At 66.0% G+C, this 17892-nt stretch carries 20 protein-coding genes and 1 tRNA gene; 12 read left to right on the top strand and 9 right to left on the bottom strand.

Annotated elements, in window-relative coordinates:
* Positions 1-93 precede the first annotated feature (93 nt).
* Positions 94-606, top strand: coding sequence for a phage holin family protein (locus SLQ30_RS27655; protein ID WP_319449985.1), 513 nt, complete (start codon positions 94-96; stop codon positions 604-606).
* 46 nt (positions 607-652) lie between these two features.
* Positions 653-1603 (top strand): alpha/beta hydrolase, encoded by a 951-nt coding sequence (locus SLQ30_RS27650; protein WP_319449984.1) that lies wholly within the window; start codon positions 653-655, stop codon positions 1601-1603.
* 3 nt (positions 1604-1606) lie between these two features.
* Here the strand turns inward: SLQ30_RS27650 and marP are convergent, their stop codons facing one another.
* Genes marP through nth form a run of 4 tightly spaced genes read right to left on the bottom strand, consistent with a single transcriptional unit; the run spans position 1607 to position 4975 of the window.
* Positions 1607-2797: an acid resistance serine protease MarP gene (marP, locus tag SLQ30_RS27645; protein ID WP_319449983.1), complete on the bottom strand. Its 1191-nt coding sequence runs from the start codon at positions 2795-2797 to the stop codon at positions 1607-1609.
* Positions 2794-3576 (bottom strand): CoA pyrophosphatase, encoded by a 783-nt coding sequence (locus tag SLQ30_RS27640; RefSeq protein WP_319449982.1) that lies wholly within the window; start codon positions 3574-3576, stop codon positions 2794-2796. Before SLQ30_RS27640 ends, marP begins: the two co-directional genes overlap by 4 nt.
* A 49-nt stretch (positions 3577-3625) precedes the next feature.
* Complete coding sequence (locus SLQ30_RS27635; RefSeq protein ID WP_319449981.1) at positions 3626-4273, bottom strand: TlpA disulfide reductase family protein; 648 nt, start codon at positions 4271-4273, stop codon at positions 3626-3628.
* Between the two features lie 21 nt (positions 4274-4294).
* Positions 4295-4975 carry an endonuclease III gene (nth, locus tag SLQ30_RS27630; protein WP_319450007.1) on the bottom strand — a complete coding sequence of 227 codons (681 nt, stop codon included), beginning with the start codon at positions 4973-4975 and terminating at the stop codon, positions 4295-4297.
* Between the two features lie 212 nt (positions 4976-5187).
* On the opposite strand from nth, the gene SLQ30_RS27625 reads away from it, so the two are divergent.
* Positions 5188-5508: a hypothetical protein gene (locus SLQ30_RS27625; RefSeq protein ID WP_319449980.1), complete on the top strand. Its 321-nt coding sequence runs from the start codon at positions 5188-5190 to the stop codon at positions 5506-5508.
* A gap of 127 nt (positions 5509-5635) precedes the next feature.
* Complete coding sequence (gene crp / locus SLQ30_RS27620) at positions 5636-6310, top strand: cAMP-activated global transcriptional regulator CRP (protein WP_319450006.1); 675 nt, start codon at positions 5636-5638, stop codon at positions 6308-6310.
* A gap of 59 nt (positions 6311-6369) precedes the next feature.
* Here the strand turns inward: crp and SLQ30_RS27615 are convergent, their stop codons facing one another.
* The 3 genes from SLQ30_RS27615 to SLQ30_RS27605 are packed head-to-tail and all read right to left on the bottom strand — an operon-like array spanning position 6370 to position 7764.
* Positions 6370-7146: an MBL fold metallo-hydrolase gene (locus SLQ30_RS27615; protein ID WP_319449979.1), complete on the bottom strand. Its 777-nt coding sequence runs from the start codon at positions 7144-7146 to the stop codon at positions 6370-6372.
* Between the two features lie 4 nt (positions 7147-7150).
* On the bottom strand, positions 7151-7606 hold the full coding sequence (locus SLQ30_RS27610) for a RidA family protein (protein ID WP_319449978.1): 456 nt from the start codon (positions 7604-7606) through the stop codon (positions 7151-7153).
* Positions 7603-7764, bottom strand: a complete 162-nt coding sequence (locus SLQ30_RS27605) for a hypothetical protein (RefSeq protein WP_319449977.1) — start codon at positions 7762-7764, stop codon at positions 7603-7605. The genes SLQ30_RS27610 and SLQ30_RS27605 overlap by 4 nt, the downstream gene beginning before the upstream one ends.
* A gap of 48 nt (positions 7765-7812) precedes the next feature.
* Here SLQ30_RS27605 and SLQ30_RS27600 point away from each other — a divergent pair, with 48 nt between their 5' ends.
* The gene (locus SLQ30_RS27600) at positions 7813-8841 is read left to right on the top strand and encodes an ArsA-related P-loop ATPase (protein WP_413468195.1); all 1029 of its coding nucleotides are present in this window, start codon (positions 7813-7815) and stop codon (positions 8839-8841) included.
* Positions 8841-9986, top strand: coding sequence for an ArsA family ATPase (locus tag SLQ30_RS27595; protein WP_319449975.1), 1146 nt, complete (start codon positions 8841-8843; stop codon positions 9984-9986). The genes SLQ30_RS27600 and SLQ30_RS27595 overlap by 1 nt, the downstream gene beginning before the upstream one ends.
* Positions 9987-9994: 8 nt before the next feature.
* Here SLQ30_RS27595 and SLQ30_RS27590 read toward each other — a convergent pair whose 3' ends face one another.
* Positions 9995-10351, bottom strand: a complete 357-nt coding sequence (locus SLQ30_RS27590; RefSeq protein ID WP_319449974.1) for a WhiB family transcriptional regulator — start codon at positions 10349-10351, stop codon at positions 9995-9997.
* Between the two features lie 281 nt (positions 10352-10632).
* Here SLQ30_RS27590 and ponA2 point away from each other — a divergent pair, with 281 nt between their 5' ends.
* The 5 genes from ponA2 (at position 10633) to SLQ30_RS27565 (ending at position 16101) form a co-directional block, all read left to right on the top strand.
* Positions 10633-13071, top strand: coding sequence for a transglycosylase/D,D-transpeptidase PonA2 (gene ponA2, locus SLQ30_RS27585; RefSeq protein WP_319449973.1), 2439 nt, complete (start codon positions 10633-10635; stop codon positions 13069-13071).
* Between the two features lie 74 nt (positions 13072-13145).
* The gene (locus tag SLQ30_RS27580) at positions 13146-14105 is read left to right on the top strand and encodes a metallophosphoesterase (RefSeq protein WP_319449972.1); all 960 of its coding nucleotides are present in this window, start codon (positions 13146-13148) and stop codon (positions 14103-14105) included.
* Positions 14102-15208, top strand: a complete 1107-nt coding sequence (locus SLQ30_RS27575) for a PLP-dependent cysteine synthase family protein (RefSeq protein ID WP_319449971.1) — start codon at positions 14102-14104, stop codon at positions 15206-15208. Before SLQ30_RS27580 ends, SLQ30_RS27575 begins: the two co-directional genes overlap by 4 nt.
* Before the next feature lie 331 nt (positions 15209-15539).
* A tRNA-Pro gene (locus SLQ30_RS27570) sits at positions 15540-15613 on the top strand.
* 230 nt (positions 15614-15843) lie between these two features.
* Positions 15844-16101 (top strand): hypothetical protein, encoded by a 258-nt coding sequence (locus SLQ30_RS27565; protein ID WP_319449970.1) that lies wholly within the window; start codon positions 15844-15846, stop codon positions 16099-16101.
* 30 nt (positions 16102-16131) lie between these two features.
* On the opposite strand, the gene SLQ30_RS27560 is transcribed toward SLQ30_RS27565, so the two are convergent.
* Positions 16132-16596, bottom strand: a complete 465-nt coding sequence (locus tag SLQ30_RS27560; RefSeq protein ID WP_319449969.1) for a GatB/YqeY domain-containing protein — start codon at positions 16594-16596, stop codon at positions 16132-16134.
* A gap of 67 nt (positions 16597-16663) precedes the next feature.
* Here SLQ30_RS27560 and SLQ30_RS27555 point away from each other — a divergent pair, with 67 nt between their 5' ends.
* Positions 16664-17890 (top strand): hypothetical protein, encoded by a 1227-nt coding sequence (locus SLQ30_RS27555; protein WP_413468194.1) that lies wholly within the window; start codon positions 16664-16666, stop codon positions 17888-17890.
* Positions 17891-17892: the final 2 nt, after the last annotated feature.

The following is a 17892-nucleotide window of genomic DNA, read 5'->3' as shown; positions in this document are numbered from 1 at the left end:
GGATCGAACTGCCCGCTGCGACATGGCAACATGAACCACATCGAGCTCTGGACGGATCCGACAGCGCTGAATGACACTGGGAGGACGTAAGCCGTGAGCAGTGGTGACCGCAAGAACGGCGTGCCGACGACAGTGACGTCGATTCCACTGGTCGACCCACACGCGCCCAAGCCGGACCCGTCGCTCGGTGACCTCGTGAAGGATGCGACGGCGCAGGTGTCGACCCTGGTCAGGGCCGAAGTCGAGCTCGCGAAGTCCGAAATCACCCGCGACGTCAAGAAGGGCCTGACGGGCAGCGTCTACTTCATCCTGGCGCTGGTCGTGCTGTTCTACTCGACGTTCTTCTTCTTCTTCTTCGTCGCCGAACTGCTCGACACCTGGATCTGGCGCTGGCTGGCGTTCCTCATCGTGTTCACGCTCATGGTGCTGACCACCGCGGTGCTGGCGCTCCTCGGCTATCTGAAGGTCCGCCGCATCAGGGGGCCGCAACAGACCATCGAGTCCGTCAAGGAAGCCCGCGTCGCGCTGGTCCCTGGGGGCGACAAGTCGGCTGCCACCAAGTCGGGGACGGACGTGGAGCCGACGACCGATCCGTCGGGTTGGTAATGGTCCAGACCCGACAAGTAACGGCCCAGCCCCATCAGGTGAGGTAGTGGCGCCACCTGATCCGTCGGTCACCCGGATCGACGGACCGTGGCGTCATCTCGAGGTGCACGCCAACGGGATTCGCTTTCACGTTGTGGAGGCCATGCCCGAACAGACCGCGCCGCCAGCCGGAGAGCGTCCACTTGTCATCCTGCTCCACGGATTCGGATCGTTCTGGTGGTCGTGGCGCCATCAGCTGAGGGCCTTGACGGGTGCGCGGGTAGTGGCCGTCGACCTACGCGGCTACGGCGGTAGCGACAAACCGCCCCGCGGCTACGACGGATGGACGCTGGCCGGCGACACCGCCGGGTTGGTGCGCGCGCTCGGACACGAGAAGGCCACTCTGATCGGCCACGCCGACGGCGGGCTGGTGTGCTGGGCGACGTCGGTCCTTCATCCGCGGGTGGTGCGCGCGATCGCACTGGTCAGTTCGCCGCATCCGGTGGCGCTGCGGGCCTCGGCGTTGACGCGACGGGATCAGGGTCGGGCGCTCCTGCCGTGGATACTGCGCTACCAGCTGCCGTGGTGGCCGGAGTACATGCTGACGCGCGACGACGCTCAGGAGCTCGAGATGCTGGTCCGGAGTAGGTCCGGTAGCAAATGGCTTGCCTCCGAAGACTTCTCGGAATCCATCAGCCACATGCGGCGAGCCATTCAGATCCCGTCTGCGGCGCATTCGGCCCTGGAGTACCAACGCTGGGCGGCCCGCAGTCAACTCCGCGGTGAAGGTCGCCGTTTCATGCGGTCGATGAAACGCCCACTCGCCGTGCCGATGCTGCACCTCCGCGGTGACGCCGACCCATACGTACTCGCAGCTCCGGTCGATCGCACTCAACGCTATGCACCGCACGGCAGGTACGTATCCATTGCAGACACAGGGCATTTCGCTCACGAGGAAGCCCCCGAGGTGGTCAATGGACACCTGCTGCGCTTCCTCGACCAGGTCTCCGGTCGGTAACCCCTAGGGCATGCAGGTTCCGGTGGGCACCTTCGCGGTGTTGCCCACCTTCGCCATCTGCTTGGCGACCTCGTTGGCCGTGAGCACGAAGCCGGTGTCCGCGTCGTCGACCGCCGCGCCGAACACGACCCCGAGCACTCGGCCGTCGCGATCGATCAACGGACCACCCGAATTGCCTTGCCGGACAGTGCCTCTGATGGTGTAGACCTCACGGACCACCGTGGTGGTGTGGTAGATGTCAGGCCCGCTGAGCTGGATGATCTCCCGGATTCGAGCGGGCGTCGCGGTGAAGTCCCCGCCACCGGGGTAGCCCAGGACCACCGCGTCGGTCCCCGTCTGAGCTTCCCGGCTGTCGAAGCCCAACGGCGCCGACGGCAGATTCGGCACGTCGAGAATCGAGATGTCCGCATTGGGGTCGTAGGACACCACGCTCGCCTCGTAGGTCTGACCTTCGGCCTCCACGGTGACGGTGTCCGATCCCGCGACGACGTGCGCGTTGGACATCACCCGGTTGGGTGAGACGACGAAGCCGCTACCTTCGAGAATTCGCTGGCAACTCGGCGCAACGCCGCGGATCTTGAGCACGCTGGGCCGCGTCGCGGCGACCACCGGATCCGATGCCAAACCGGGGTCGGGCACCTCGACATTGACAATGGGGGTGCGGCCGAACGTCGGGAACACGTCGGGCAACCCGGTGGTGTCGATCAGCTTGCTCAGATTCGCCCGGAGTTCCCTGGTCACCCATTCCGGCGCCACCTTGTCGACGCCGGTGAGAATCCGCGAACCGCGCACGGCCGCAGCAAGATTCGGTTGGTCCGAGGAGGTGAACGGGATGGCCAGCACCCACGCGGCGAGCAGAATGGTGACGACCTGCAGCGCCACGCCGCCCAACGAATCGATGGTGCGCAGGCCCGAATTTCGGATCGCCGCGCGTGCAGCCCGGCCCAGCACCACGCCCGCGATCTCCCCGATCACGACGAGGCCGAGTACGAGGAACAGCGCGACGAACAACTTGGTGCGGTTCCCGTCGATGTGCGCGACCACGTGTGGGGCCAGCAGCACGCCCGCTACGGCGCCGAGCACCACTCCGATGAACGACAACAGCGAGCCGAGCACACCTGACCGCCAGCCAGAAATCGCGGCGACGAACGCCACGGCCAGGATCGCCAGATCGAGCCACTGTGACGCATTCATTGTTGGCCTTCACCGTAGCCGTTGGTTCTATCGACGAGCGCGATTGCCTCGTCGAGCTCACGCACGTCGCGAGTGTTCCACGGCTCCGCCCACCCCGCGACGTCCAGCATCGCCGAGATGACCTGGCCCGTGAAACCCCACACCAGCATCTCGTTCAACAGGAACGCCGGGCCTGCGAACCGGTGATTGTTCTGCGGCCGGTACACCATCAATCGGTTGTCGGGATTGATGAAGGCACGAACGGGAATCCTTGCCACGATCGCGGTTTCGCCCTCGTTGACGACTCCGACCGGCCCGGGATCTGGCGAGTACGCAAGTACCGGAATGACGCAAAAGCCCGACGGCGGAATGAACATCCGGTCGAGGGTCACCAACGGCCGCAACCGGGTGGTGTCGATGCCCGTCTCCTCTTGCGCCTCGCGAAGTGCAGTGGACACCGGGCCGTCGTCCTCCGGGTCGGCCGCCCCGCCGGGAAAGGCCGCCTGCCCTGCGTGGTGGCGCAGCGTCGAGGCGCGCGCGGTGACCAGCAGATCGGCGTCGTCGGGGAGTTCGCCGCTCGGTGAATCCTCCGGCCCAGAGAACAGCACCAGCACGGCCGCGTCGCGGGTGCTGCCTGCGCGGGTGGCGGCGGCATTGGCGGCCGAGATGGTGTCCAATACGTCGGGGGGCACGCTCCGCCGGTAGGCGCCTGGCACGTCGGCCACGTTGTCGACCAGGTGCTTGAGCCACGTGGGGGCGGCGTCGGGACTGAGCTGACTGCCTGCGCGGTCGGAGCTCAACCCGGCCCTCCTATCTATTTCTCTATTTCTCTTTGGTCTATTGAGCGGTTCAGGATATCCGCGGGTTCACCGCGGCTGCTATCTCGTCAGCCGTGGCAAAGGACCTCGGTAGGACCTCGGCAACGGTACCGTCCGAGCGCAATACGACCGTCGCAGGCATCACGTTGGGAACGCTGAGCGCGGCCGCGATGAGCCGGCGGCCGTCCTGCAGGGTAGGCAATCGCACCCCGAGCTCGGCCAGCCGCAACAGGCCGGCCGCCTCGTTCTCGTCCTGATGCACGGTGAGCACGGTGACGCGGTCACCCTCGCGACGCTGGTACTCGGACATCGCAGGAAGCTCGTCGGCACACGGCCCGCACCAGTACGCCCACAGGTTGAGCACGGTCACGCGGCCGGCCAGCGACTTGGCCACGTCGACCGGCTTCCCGTCGCCCGCGCATTCCAAGGTGATGCCGCCCAGTGCCTGTGGACCGTCACCGTGCCCCGCGGGTGGGCAGGGTTCGAGTTTGGCCTCGGCCCGCGGTCCGGCCAACGCTGCGGCAGTGTCCGCGTCTCGGTGGTCGCGAGCCACCGCTTGGCCGGGCGCCGACGACGTACCTGGCGGCGAATCGGAGTCGCGCAGTTCCATCGACAACGCGACGATCAAGGCCGCGACGACGATGAGTACCGCAATGGTCCAGCGGGTGGTCCTGCTCATCTGGAGTTCAACGGCCGCAGCTCACAGCCCGGCCAGCGCCAGCAGGTGCTCGGTCTCCGGCCCCTTCACCAGTGGCGCCGCGACGAGTGGGTCCGTCGGGCCGATACCGAACGATGGGCAGTCCTTGGCCAACACACACACCCCGCAGGCCGGCTTCTTTGCGTGACACACCCGTCGGCCGTGAAAGATCACCCGGTGGCTGAGCAGTGTCCATTCCTTGCGCTCGATGAGATCGCCGATCGCGAACTCGACCTTCACCGGATCCTCAAGCGTGGTCCAGTGCCAGCGTCGTACCAGTCGGCCGAAGTGGGTGTCGACCGTAATTCCGGGGATGTCGAACGCATTGCCGAGTACGACGTTCGCCGTCTTGCGGCCGATGCCGGGCAGGGTCACCAGTTCGTCCAGGGTGTGCGGAACCTGCCCGTCGAACCTTGCTTCGAGCTCCTGCCCCAGCCGCATCAGCGACGTCGCCTTGTTGTGGAAGAACCCGGTGGGCCGGATGATCGCCTCGAGCTCGTCACGATCGGCGGTGGCGTAGTCGAGCGCGGTGCGGTACTTCACGAACAACGCGGGCGTGGTCAGGTTCACGCGCACGTCGGTGCTCTGCGCCGACAGGATGGTGGCCACCGTGAGCTCGAGCGGATTGGTGAAGTCGAGCTCACAGTAGACGTGCGGAAAGGCTTGGGAAAGCGTGCGATTCATGCGTCGCGCTCGTCGCACCAGTCCGGTGTGCGTCTCTGCGCTGAACTTGGCGGCGCGCTTGTTGGATTGCGTGTCTGGGTTCGGGGTCGACGCCGTGCTGGATGCCACGGAGTCAGCGTACTGACATGGGCCGACAGGCCGCGGAGAGTATAGACGCGGACCGGTGGCATTTCGTGATCCCGCTGAGACCTTCGGCGTGTTTACTTCGCGATGTGTCTTGGTTGCTCGTCGCGTTCATCCCCGGGTTGCTGATGTTGGCAACCTTCGGACTCGACCGTCTCGAGGCGGGCCTCGAGGAGGGCACGGTGTCCCAGACCGACGTCGCCGAGATTCTCGAACAGGCCAAGGCAGACTCCGCGCGGAAGCCGCTCACCATCCACGACACCGGTCCGCTGAACACGCTCCCCCTGCGCGAGCCATGGCGCGACGAGTGTCCCCTTGCCGAACCGGCACCGGGTTTGCCGACGCGCGTGTACGTCCATCATCGAGTGAATCCGCAATTTCAGGCGACTCGACAGCCCGATCGTGTGTAGCGTTGGCTCGTCGTGCTGGAGGCGAATGCCACCTGCGTCGGCGCGGCCTAGCCCTAGACTGACTTAAAGCCAGCCAGCCGGGGTTGGCTTGCGCGTGTCATATCCCAACAGCTTGAAGAGGGGCAACGTGGACGAGATCCTGGCCAGGGCCGGAATCTTCCAGGGAGTCGAACCGACCGCGGTCTCCGCGCTGACCAAACAGCTGCAGCCCGTCGACTTCCCGCGTGGGCACACCGTCTTCGCCGAAGGCGAGCCCGGTGATCGGCTGTACATCATCATCACCGGCAAGGTGAAGATCGGCCGCCGGTCGCCGGACGGCCGGGAAAACCTGCTCACCATCATGGGCCCTTCCGACATGTTCGGCGAGTTGTCGATCTTCGACCCCGGCCCTCGTACGTCGAGCGCCACCACCATCACCGAGGTGCGTGCGGTCTCGATGGACCGGGATGCGCTGCGGGCGTGGATCGCCGATCGACCGGAGATCGCCGAGCAGCTGCTGCGCGTCTTGGCGCGTCGCCTGCGTCGCACCAACAACAACCTCGCCGACCTCATCTTCACCGACGTGCCGGGGCGGGTGGCCAAGCAGCTTCTTCAGCTGGCGCAGCGGTTCGGCACCCAGGAGGGTGGGGCGCTGCGCGTGACGCACGACCTCACTCAGGAGGAGATCGCGCAGTTGGTCGGCGCCTCCCGCGAGACGGTCAACAAGGCGCTCGCCGACTTCGCCCATCGCGGATGGATCCGGCTGGAGGGCAAGAGTGTGCTGATCAGCGACTCCGAGCGACTGGCCCGCCGCGCGAGGTAACCCCTCGCCCGCGATTTCGGCGCGCTTTTCGGGGCTGAGCCCGGAATTGCGCGCCGTAATCACTCGCGCAGGAAGTTCAGCTGCGCTTGGACGCTCCACTCGGCGTGGTCCCACAGCTTCTCGTCGACATCGGTATAGACGTGTTCCACGATCTGCCGCGCGGTGGCGTCGTCGCCGAGCGTCGCCAGGGCCTCGCGTACCTGGGCCAGACGGTCTTCACGGTGGGCGAGGTACATCGCCGTGACGGCTTCGAGGTCGGGCAGATCAGGCCCGTGGCCCGGTAGCACCGTCAGCGCGCCCAGTCCATTGAGTCGCTTCAAGGACTCCAGGTACTCCCGCAGGCTTCCGTCCTCGTTGTCGATGACGGTCGTGCCGCGCCCCAGCACCGTGTCGGCGGTCAACACCGCACCGTCGACGACGAACGACAGCGAATCCGCCGTGTGGCCGGGCGTGGCCATCACCGTGATGCTCAGGCCCGCGGCGTCGATGACCTCGCCGTCCGTCAACGGCCCTCCGAGCCCACGCAGGAAGCCGCTGCCGACGGCTCGTACCGTGGCTCCGGTGCGGTCGACCAACTTGTCGATGGCGTCGGTGTGGTCACCGTGCTTGTGGCTGATCAGCACCAGGGGGATCTTGCCGAGGCTCGCGATGCGCTCGATGTGCGCGTCGTCGTCGGGCCCGGGGTCGACGATCACGCGCTCGTCGCTACCCGCCCCTTGCAGCACCCATGTGTTGGTGCCATCGAGCGTCAGCAGGCCGGGGTTGTCGCACAGCAGCACCGACGCCGTGTCGGTGACGCGTCGCAGTTGCCCGTAGGCCGGATGCTCGAGGGTCACGCGCTCACGCGACCTCGACGATGAGCTCCACCTCGACCGGCGCGTCGAGCGGCAATTCGGATACCCCGACCGCTGAACGGGCGTGCGCGCCATCGTCTCCGAAGACATCGCCGAAAAGCTGTGAGGCACCGTTCACGACGCCGGGCTGCCCGTTGAACCCTGGCGCCGACGCGACGAACCCGACCACCTTGACGACGCGGGACACGGCGTCGACGCCGACGAGCGCGTGCACGGCGGCCAGCGCGTTGAGTGCGCACACCCTGGCCAATGCCTTCGCGTCCTCGGGGCTGACGGCGCCGCCGACCTTGCCGGTGGCGAGTAGCTCGCCGTTGACCATGGGCAGCTGGCCCGAGGTGTAGACCAGGTTGCCGGTGCGCACCGCAGGCACGTAGGCCGCCAGCGGGGCGACCACCTCGGGGAGTTCGATGCCCAGCTCCGCAAGGCGCGCGGAGGCGCTCATAGCGGCCGTTTCAGGTAGGCGATGTGCTGCTCGCCGGTGGGCCCCGGCAGCACCGAAACCAGTTCATAGCCCTGTTCACCCCATTGATCGAGGATCTGCTTGGTCGCATGTACCAGCAACGGGACTGTTACGTATTCCCACCTCGTCGGTTCGCTCATGCGGCTGAGCTTAACGGGCGGCCCCCATCCCACCGCTAGCATGCTGTGGTGGCTTCACAGACTTCTGCTCCACTTGGCCGAACGGCGGCCGGATGGCCGTCCCGCCTGAACAAGGTGCGCCTGCACTTCGTGACCGGCAAGGGCGGCACCGGCAAGTCGACCATCGCGGCGGCGCTGGCGCTCGCGTTGGCCGCGGGCGGGCGCAAGGTGCTGCTGGTCGAAGTCGAGGGACGCCAGGGCATTGCGCAACTCTTCGACGTCCCCCCGCTGCCGTACAAGGAGGTCAAGATCGCGACGGCCGAAGGCGGCGGCCACGTCAACGCGCTCGCGATCGACACCGAGGCGGCCTTCCTCGAGTACCTCGACATGTTCTACAACCTCGGCATCGCCGGACGGGCGATGCGACGGATCGGCGCCGTCGAGTTCGCGACGACGATCGCTCCTGGGCTACGCGACGTGCTGCTCACCGGCAAGATCAAGGAGATCGTGGTCCGTAACGAGAAGGGCAAGCAGGACGCGTACGACGCGGTCGTCGTTGACGCGCCGCCGACCGGACGCATCGCACGCTTCCTCGACGTGACGCAGGCCGTATCGGAGCTGTCGAAGGGCGGGCCGGTGCATTCACAGGCCGACGGTGTGGTGAAGCTGCTGCATTCGGAGCTGACCGCCATCCATCTCGTCACGCTCTTGGAGGCGCTGCCGATCCAGGAGACCGTCGAGGCGATCGACGAACTCTCCGAACTCGGGTTGCCCATCGGCAGCGTGATCGTCAACCGGAACATCCCGACCTACCTCGCGCCGGCCGAGATCGCCAAGGCTGCCGAAGGCGACGTGGACGCCGACGCGGTCCGCGCAGGGCTCAACAAGGCCGGAATTACGCTGTCGGACAATGACTTCGCCGGGTTGCTGACCGAGACCATCCAGCACGCGACCCGTATCACCGCCCGCGCCGAGAGCGCCGAACAACTCGACGAGCTCGACGTCTCGCGGCTCGAACTGCCCGCGATACGCGACGGCGTCGATCTGGGCAGCTTGTACGAACTCGCGGAAGAGCTTGGCGCTCAGGGGGTTAGGTAATGAGCACTACACCACGCGTGCTTGACATGGCCGCGATCTTGGCCGACACGTCCAACCGGGTCGTAGTGTGTTGCGGCGCAGGCGGAGTCGGCAAGACCACCACTGCAGCGGCCATGGCGCTGCGGGCCGCCGAGTACGGACGCACCGTCGTCGTATTGACCATCGATCCGGCGAAGCGACTCGCTCAGGCGCTCGGCATCTCGAGCCTTGGCAATACCCCGCAACGGGTTCCGCTCGCACCCGAGGTCAAGGGCGAGCTGCACGCGATGATGCTGGACATGCGCCGGACGTTCGACGAAATGGTGCTCCAGTACTCCTCGGACGCCGAGCGCGCCGAGGCGATCCTGGAGAACCAGTTCTACCAAACCGTGGCGACGTCGCTGGCCGGCACGCAGGAGTACATGGCCATGGAGAAACTCGGCCAACTGCTGGCCGAGGACAAGTGGGACCTGATCGTCGTCGACACGCCTCCGTCGCGCAACGCGCTGGACTTCCTGGATGCGCCCAAGCGACTCGGCAGCTTCATGGACAGCCGGCTGTGGCGGCTGCTGCTCGCTCCGGGCCGGGGCATCGGCAAGCTGGTCACGGGCGCCGTCGGCTTGGCGATGAAGGCGCTCTCGACCGTGCTGGGATCTCAAATGCTCTCCGACGCTGCGGGGTTCGTGCAGGCGCTGGATGCCACGTTCGACGGGTTCCGACAGAAGGCCGACAAGACCTACGAGCTACTCAAGCGACGGGGCACTCAGTTCGTTGTGGTCTCGGCGGCCGAACCGGACGCGCTGCGGGAGGCGACGTTCTTCGTCGACCGGCTTTCCCAGGAGAAGATGCCGCTCGCCGGCCTGATCCTCAACCGCACCCACCCGATGTTGTGCGACCTCCACGCGGACAAGGCGAATGAAGCCGCAGACGAACTCGGTGGCGATGACGGGCCCGAGGCGCTGACGGCAGCGATATTGCGTATTCACGCCGATCGGGCGATGACCGCCAAGCGGGAGGTTCGGCTGCTGTCTCGGTTCACCGGCGCGAATCCGGCGGTGGCGATCGTCGGCGTTCCGTCGCTGCCGTTCGACGTTTCGGACATGGAGGCATTGCGGGCCATCGCCGATCAGATCACCGGCGCAGCAACGGCCGCGACTGCGAAGTAGGCGGCAGACTAGACCGCGCTGCGGTGTTTGCGCTGGGCGGCGAAGAACTCCGCCCAGGAAACCACCTCGGGATGCTGTTTGAGTAGCGCGCGCCGCTGACGCTCGGTCATTCCGCCCCAGACACCGAATTCGACGCGGTTGTCCAGTGCATCGGCGCCGCACTCGGAGATCACCGGGCAATGCCGGCAGATGACTGCGGCCTTGCGTTGGGCGGCCCCCCGCACGAATAGCTCGTCAGGGTCGGCCTGACGGCAGCGGGCCTGCGATACCCACGCGATGCGGGCCTCGGCCTCCGCACTTTGGACTACACCGTTGACTGGAGAGATTGTCATTGTCCTGCGTGCCGCGGGTCGTGTACCTGACACCAGCGATCCCTTCGTCCAGCCGCCCCATTCGACGGTCCAAACCACGGTGTAGAAGCATGATGCGATCTACGCCACATTGCGACCGGGAGTGTTACCTAGATCGCACTGTGTGTTCAAGCTAGGTGGTCAGGGGGGTTTTGCGCAACAGTCAAATCGCATTTTTTTGGGACGACCGTGCCGTGACCCATCATTACGCATGATCAGGCGTAAAGCAGCCCGTAGAGCTAGCCCATTACAACGGTCACGAGGCTGCCGGCAAGGGACGTGGCTACTCTGTACCCATGTCTGAGCCGACGTCGCCGCGTCCCCCGACGACGGTGACGGTGATCAAGCTCGGTTGGTGCGTCTTATTGGCCAGTGTGGTTGCCGCGGCGCTGATGTTTCCGCTCGTCGGCGGGTTCGGCCTGATGTCCAACAGGGCCTCCGACGTGGTTGCCAACGGTTCCGCGCAATTGGTCGAGGGTGAAGTGCCTGCCGTGTCGACGATGGTCGACGCCAAGGGCAACACGATCGCCTGGCTATACAGCCAGCGCAGGTTCGAAGTGCACAGCGACCAGATTGCCAACACGATGAAGCTGGCCCTCGTCTCGATCGAGGACAAGCGGTTCACCGAGCACAACGGCGTGGACTGGAAGGGCACCCTGACCGGGCTGGCCGGCTATGCCTCCGGTGACGTCGACACCCGAGGCGGCTCGACCATCGAGCAGCAGTACGTGAAGAACTATCAGTTACTGGTCATCGCGCAGACCGACGCCGAGAAGCGCGCGGCCATCGAGACCACACCAGCCCGCAAGCTCCGCGAGATCCGGATGGCGCTCACGCTGGACAAGACGTTCACCAAGCAGGAAATCCTCACCCGCTATCTGAACCTGGTGTCGTTCGGCAATGGCGCGTTCGGGATTCAGGACGCCGCTCAGACGTATTTCGGCGTCAACGCCTCCGAATTGAACTGGCAACAGGCGGCGCTGCTGGCCGGCATGGTCCAGTCGACCAGCGCGCTGAACCCCTACACCAATCCCGACGGTGCGCTCGCACGGCGAAACCTGGTGTTGGACACGATGATCGAGAACATCCCGCAAGAGGCTGAAGCGCTGCGCGCCGCCAAGGCCGAACCGCTCGGCGTGCTCCCCCAGCCCAACGAATTGCCACGCGGATGCATCGCCGCCGGCGACCGGGCGTTCTTCTGCGACTACGCGCTCGACTACCTGGCCCGCGCTGGCATCAGCAAGGAGCAGGTCGCCAAGGGCGGCTATCTCATCAAGACCACGCTCGACCCCGACGTGCAGAACACCGTGAAGTCCTCTGTCGACGGCATCGCAGCGCCCGACCTCCCTGGCGTCGCCAGCGTGATGAGCGTGATCAGGCCCGGCAAGGACTCGCATCCCGTCCTGGCGATGGCGAGCAACCGCACCTACGGGCTCAACCTCGACGCTGGCGAGACCATGCAGCCGCAGCCGTTCTCCCTGGTCGGCGACGGCGCTGGGTCGATCTTCAAGATCTTCACCACCGCGGCGGCGCTCGACATGGGCATGGGCATCAGCGCGACATTGGATGCACCTGCCCGATTCGAGGCCAAGGGGCTGGGCAGCGGCGGAGCCAAGGGCTGCCCGCAGGCCACCTGGTGCGTGCTCAACGCAGGCAACTACCGCGGCTCGATGAGTGTCACCGACGCATTGGCGACCTCGCCGAACACGGCATTCGCGAAGCTGATCTCCCAGGTCGGCGTCCAGCGCACGGTCGACATGGCCGTCAAGCTAGGGCTGCGGTCATACGCCTTACCCGGCACCGCCCGCGACTATGACCCGGATAGCAACGAGAGTCTGGCCGATTTCGTCAAACGACAGAATCTGGGCTCCTTCACGCTGGGGCCGATCGAGGTCAACGCGCTCGAGTTGTCGAACGTGGCTGCGACGTTGGGTTCGGGAGGCACCTGGTGCCCGCCCAACCCGATCGACAAGGTCTTCGACCGCAATGGCAAGGACGTTTCGGTTACGACGGAAACCTGTGAGCAGGTCGTGCCGGAGGGGTTGGCCAACACGTTGGCCAATGCGATGAGCAAGGACGACACCTCGCCGGGCACCGCGGCGGGCTCAGCGGGCGCAGTCGGGTGGAGCTTGCCGGTGTCGAGCAAGACCGGCACCACCGAGGCCCACCGATCGTCGGCCTTCCTTGGCTTCACCGCCGACTTCGCCGCGGCCAACTACATCTACGACGACTCGAGCACGCCGGGTGATCTGTGCTCCTTCCCGCTTCGTCAATGCGGCAGCGGAGACCTGTTCGGCGGTAACGAACCCGCCCGCACGTGGTTCACGGCGATGAAGCCGATCACCCCACCTGACGTGCAGCTGCCCCCGACCGATCCGCGCTACGTCGACGGCGCGCCGGGCTCCAAGGTGCCGAGCGTCTCCGGAATGACCGAGGACCTGGCCCGCCAGCGGCTGAAGGATGCCGGCTTCCAGGTCGCCGATCAGTCGAGCTCGGTCAACAGCGGTGCTTCGGCGGGTTCGGTCGTCGGTACCACGCCCAATGGGCAGACCGTCCCCGGTTCGATCATCACCCTCCAGGTCAGCAACGGCATTCCGCCACCTCCTCCGCCGCCACCGGTGGGGCTGCCATTCGATCCGAATGCGCCGCCACCGGAAGTCGGGTCGACGGTCATCCAGATTCCGGGCCTGCCGCCGATCACGGTGCCGGTGCTGGGTCCGCCGCCACCGCCCTGATCAGAATGTGTGGGGTTGATAACGGGCCGCTCACAGACGCGGTCGGTGTGGTGATCACGCAGTAGGCTGCGAACATGTCCGCCCCTTCGACGGTCCTGAAGAACACGGCCTTGGTCGCCGCAGGTTCGCTGATCTCCGGTATCGGCTACGCCACGCTGGTCGAGCGCAACGCGTTCGTGGTGCGGGAGATGACGATGCCGGTACTCACGCCGGGTTCATCGCCGTTGCGCGTGCTGCACCTCAGTGACTTCCACATGCGGCCCCAACAGCGTCGCAAGCAGGCGTGGCTGCGTGAGCTCGCGCGCTGGGATCCGGACCTGGTGATCAACACGGGCGACAATCTGTCCCACCCGAAGGCCGTGCCAGCCGTCGTGCAGGCCATGGGTGATCTGTTGTCCGTGCCGGGGCTTTTCGTCTTCGGCAGCAATGATTACTTCGGACCAAAGCCGAAGAATCCCACCAGCTACCTGTTCAACCCGTCGAAGCGGGTGACCGGTGAGCCGCTGCCGTGGCAGGACCTGCGCGCGGCCTTCACCGAACGCGGCTGGCTGGACATGACCCACACCCGCCGCGAGATCGAGGTGAAGGGTCAGCTGATCGCCGTCGCGGGCGTCGACGACCCGCACCTGTCCCGCGATCGGTACGACACCATCGCAGGGCGCCCCAACCCGGCTGCCAACCTCTCGTTGGGGCTCGTGCACGCGCCGTACACCCGGGTGCTGGATCGCTTTGCCGCCGACGGCTACCAGCTGATCATGGCCGGCCATACGCATGGCGGCCAGCTGTGCGTCCCGTTCTACGGCGCCGTCGTCACCAACTGCGATCTGGACCCGTCGCGGGCCAAGGGCGCATCGCGGTGGGGTGCAGACACCCAACTGCACGTGTCGGCGGGCATGGGCACCTCGCCGTACGCGCCGTATCGATTCTGCTGCCGACCCGAGGTGACGCTGTTGACCTTGGTCGCGGCCCCCACCGGCGGTGGTCATGCCGGGACCAAGGCAGGCGTGTCCCACTCGGCCGTCGCGGCCCGGTGAGCGAGTCGGCTTCCGTCGCGTCACACAACCCGTCGCGCCAGTGGGCGGACAATGCGGTACGCCTGATCGAGGCCGATTCCCGGCGCAGCGCCGACACCCACCTCTTGCGGTATCCCCTGCCCATGAAGTGGTGCGACGGCGTCGACGTGCAGCTGTATCTCAAGGACGAATCCACCCACATCACCGGCAGCCTCAAGCATCGGCTGGCCCGCTCGCTGTTCCTCTACGCCCTGTGCAACGGCTGGATCGGTGAGCAGACCACCATCATCGAAGCGTCGTCTGGTTCGACGGCGGTGTCCGAGGCCTACTTCGCCGCGCTACTTGGGCTACCGTTCATCGCGGTGATGCCGTCCTCGACCAGTTCCACGAAGGTCAAACTCATCGAATCACAAGGCGGCCGTTGCCATTTCGTTGCCAACTCGGATCAGGTCTACGCCGAAGCCGAGCGGCTGGCCGACGAGACCGGCGGCCACTACCTTGATCAGTTCACGAATGCCGAACGGGCGACGGACTGGCGCGGCAACAACAACATCGCCGAATCGATCTTCGAGCAGATGCACGACGAACCGCACCCCACACCCGAATGGGTAGTGGTAGGGGCGGGCACCGGAGGCACCAGCGCGACGATCGGGCGCTACATCCGCTACCGGCGCTACCCGACCCGGTTGTGCGTGGTCGACCCGGAGCAGTCGGCGTTCTTCCCGTCCTACGCGCAACGCCGCCGAGACATCGTCACCGGCGCCTCGTCACGCATCGAAGGCATCGGCCGGCCTCGCGTCGAGCCGTCGTTCCTACCTGACGTCGTCGACCGAATGGTGACGGTGCCCGACGCGGCCTCGGTTGCGGCCTGCCACCACGTGAGCGCCGTGCTGGGTCGACGGGTAGGCCCATCGACGGGCACCAACGTGTGGGGTTGCTTCGGCCTGTTGGCCGAAATGATCGCGCAGCGCCGCAGCGGATCGGTGGTGACGTTGATCGCCGACAGCGGCGATCGGTACGCCGATACCTACTTCGACGCCGAGTGGCTGAGCAGCCACGGGCTGGACTCGTCGGAGCCCGCCGCCGCGTTGATGGAGTTCGAACGCTCTGGATCCTGGTCCTGATCTCCGCGGTTGAATCCCGCGTAGTCCGACGTCAGGAACAACCACAACGCCGCAAGGGCGAAGAATCCGCCATAGATTGCAGCTCCCAATCCGGTCATTTCACGCCTCTCTCGGTCGATGGTGGTTCGTCTGCTGTGTTCAGTGTCTACAACGGGTCTGACATCGTTATTCATCCCCGAATGCGAAGGTGATCCGCGCCATCGCGGCTTTCCTGCCTCCCGGCTACCCAGCTCTGGCGCACGCAACCGTGACCGCGCTCACGAGAAGCGCATGAGCGAGCGGGCGTTTGGCCTCCGGCTGACCCGGTGCGATACGCTGTCGTGGCTCTACGCGGGGTGTGGCGCAGCTTGGTAGCGCGCTTCGTTCGGGACGAAGAGGTCGTGGGTTCGAATCCCGCCACCCCGACCGCGTTGGCACAGGTGAGAGGCCCTGACTGGTGATACTGGTCGGGGTCTTTTTCTGTGTCAGTGCGCACGTGGCGCTGCCGCTCAGCGCGCCAAAGTGGGCAATTCGTGATTCGCTATCTGACACGGGGTTGGCCCGACCCAACACCGCGTGAATTGACCCACAATCGGTTACTCGCTGCCCATACCGGGTAATCAGACGCGGCCTTGCTTTCCATAGATTGGCTGGATATGACACAGCGGACCGCCACGGTTGCCGACCGGCGGCAAGAAGCGATTCAACGAATCGTCGACGCAGGCAAACTAATCCCAGTCGGCCTACAACCCCGACTGTCGGTGCTGAACGCAGCTCTCGACGGTCTGGAAGATGCCGTTGAAGAGGCTCGTTCACTGGGTGTCGCCGAAGATGCCATCGAAGACGCGCTCGGACCGTGGGGCGCGGCGGCAACCCTTGAGGCGCCTAGGCCGCGGCTCCAACTCGTTCGGTAGCGCCCGGCCCAATGCGGCCAGCGAGTTGAATCAGAGCCGATCCTTCACGGCGGCGGACAGTCTGGCGCTGTCGACCTTGCCGCCGGCGATCGCGACGGCCGTCTTCATCACCAGGCCCATGTGCTTTTGATGTGGGCGCTCACCCAACTCCTCGGCCACGTCGGCGATAGCCGTGTTGACGACATTGGCCAACTCGTCGTCGTTGAGCTGCGTCGGCAAGTAGTCGTCGATGACGGTCGCCTCGGCGCGTTCGTTGGCGGCAAGTTCGCCTCGACCGTTCGTCACGTAGATCTCGGCGGCCTCGCCGCGCTTGCGCGCTTCCCTGGCAAGCACCTTGAGCACTTCGTCATCCGATAGCTCTCGCGCCTGCTTGCCGGAAACCTCCTCGGCCTGAATCGCCGCGATCAGCATCCGGAGCGTCCCGGTACGCAACTTGTCCTGCGCCTTCATCGCCGTCTTCAGGTCTTCGCGCAGCCGATTCTTGAGTTCCGCCATGCACTAGACGCTACCTGGGGCCGCACGCTGCGCCGGCACGTTGTCAATCCTTGCCGCTATCGCCAGGATGGTGAGCATGAGCAACGACGCCGGTGGCTTCGCTCCCGTCGACGCGCCGCAGTCACAGGCATCTCCGCAGGCGGCCTACCCGAGTCCCGTAGCACCGCCGGGTTATCCACCTCCTGGCTACTACCCGCCACCCGGCTACGGCCATCCGCCGCCCGGATACCAGGCGCAGGCGTACTACCCGCCACCCGGCTACGGCTATCCGCCGCCCGGATACCCCGCTGCAGCCCCCCAGGCCCTGAAGCCCGGCATCATCCCGCTTCGCCCGCTCACGCTGTCCGACATCTATAACGGCGCCGTCGCTTACGTGCGGATGAATCCGAAAGCCACACTTGGGATTACCGCGATCGTGATCGTCGCCGCGCAGGTGTTAGCGCTGGTGCTGCAGGTCGGGCCGCTGGCCGCGCTCGGCGAGCTCAAGTCCTCGAACTTCTCGTCGTTCGGCAGCAGCAGTCAACCCTCCGATCCCGCGCTCATCGGGTTGTCACTATCCAGCCTCGCCGGCGCCATCACGACGGGCCTCGCCGCGATCGTGCTGAGCGGATTGCTGACGGTGATCGTCGGACGGGCGGTGTTCGGCACGAAGATCACCGTCGCCGAGGCCTGGCAGCGCGCTCGTGGCCGACTACTCGCCCTATTCGGGTTCACCGCCCTCGAGGCCCTTGGCGCCGCGGTGCTCGTCGCGGTCGTCGTGGGCTTGATCGTCGGCATCGCCGTCCTCGGAGGAGGCGTCGCCGCCGCGCTCGTCGGAGTGGTGTTGGCGTTGGGACTCCTCGTGCTGCTGACCTATCTCGGCACGATGCTGAGCTTCGCGCCGACCCTGATCGTGTTGGAACGGCTCGGCATCGTGGCCGCGATCAAGCGGTCCTTCGCACTCGTGAAGAACGACTTCTGGCGGGTCTTCGGCATCCGTTTCCTCGGAGTGCTGGTCGCCAGCGTGATCGCGAGCGCAGTGTCGCTGCCCTTCAGCGTCGTCGGCGAAGTCCTGTTGTTTGCAAAGCAATCCACCGGCACAGTCGTGGTGGCACTGATACTGATCGCGATCGGTGGCGCGATCGGGCAGATCATCACCGCCCCGTTCAACGCCGGTGTGGTCGTGCTGCTCTACACCGACCGGCGGATTCGCGCCGAGGCCTTCGATCTGGTGTTGCAGACCGGCGCGACGACGCAACAGGATTCAGCAGTCGACGCGACCGACCGGCTCTGGCTGACGACGCGCCGCGGATGAGC

The organism is Mycobacterium sp. RTGN4, assembly GCF_033804635.1.
Classification (GTDB): Bacteria; Actinomycetota; Actinomycetes; order Mycobacteriales; family Mycobacteriaceae; genus Mycobacterium.
The sequence above is the reverse complement of the archived record's forward strand: the minus strand, read 5'-3'. Positions and strand labels throughout refer to the sequence as shown.

Bases quoted from the DNA above. Each gene is read 5' to 3' on its own strand.
- SLQ30_RS27635 (WP_319449981.1), bottom strand. From the start codon at position 4,273: ATGAGCAGGACCACCCGCTGGACCATTGCGGTACTCATCGTCGTCGCG.
- SLQ30_RS27565 (WP_319449970.1), top strand. From the start codon at position 15,844: ATGACACAGCGGACCGCCACGGTTGCCGACCGGCGGCAAGAAGCGATT.
- SLQ30_RS27610 (WP_319449978.1), bottom strand. From the start codon at position 7,606: ATGAGCGCCTCCGCGCGCCTTGCGGAGCTGGGCATCGAACTCCCCGAG.
- SLQ30_RS27605 (WP_319449977.1), bottom strand. From the start codon at position 7,764: ATGAGCGAACCGACGAGGTGGGAATACGTAACAGTCCCGTTGCTGGTA.
- SLQ30_RS27580 (WP_319449972.1), top strand. From the start codon at position 13,146: ATGTCCGCCCCTTCGACGGTCCTGAAGAACACGGCCTTGGTCGCCGCA.
- marP (WP_319449983.1), bottom strand. From the start codon at position 2,797: ATGAATGCGTCACAGTGGCTCGATCTGGCGATCCTGGCCGTGGCGTTC.
- SLQ30_RS27560 (WP_319449969.1), bottom strand. From the start codon at position 16,596: ATGGCGGAACTCAAGAATCGGCTGCGCGAAGACCTGAAGACGGCGATG.
- nth (WP_319450007.1), bottom strand. From the start codon at position 4,975: ATGAATCGCACGCTTTCCCAAGCCTTTCCGCACGTCTACTGTGAGCTC.
- SLQ30_RS27595 (WP_319449975.1), top strand. From the start codon at position 8,841: ATGAGCACTACACCACGCGTGCTTGACATGGCCGCGATCTTGGCCGAC.
- SLQ30_RS27555 (WP_413468194.1), top strand. From the start codon at position 16,664: ATGGTGAGCATGAGCAACGACGCCGGTGGCTTCGCTCCCGTCGACGCG.
- ponA2 (WP_319449973.1), top strand. From the start codon at position 10,633: ATGTCTGAGCCGACGTCGCCGCGTCCCCCGACGACGGTGACGGTGATC.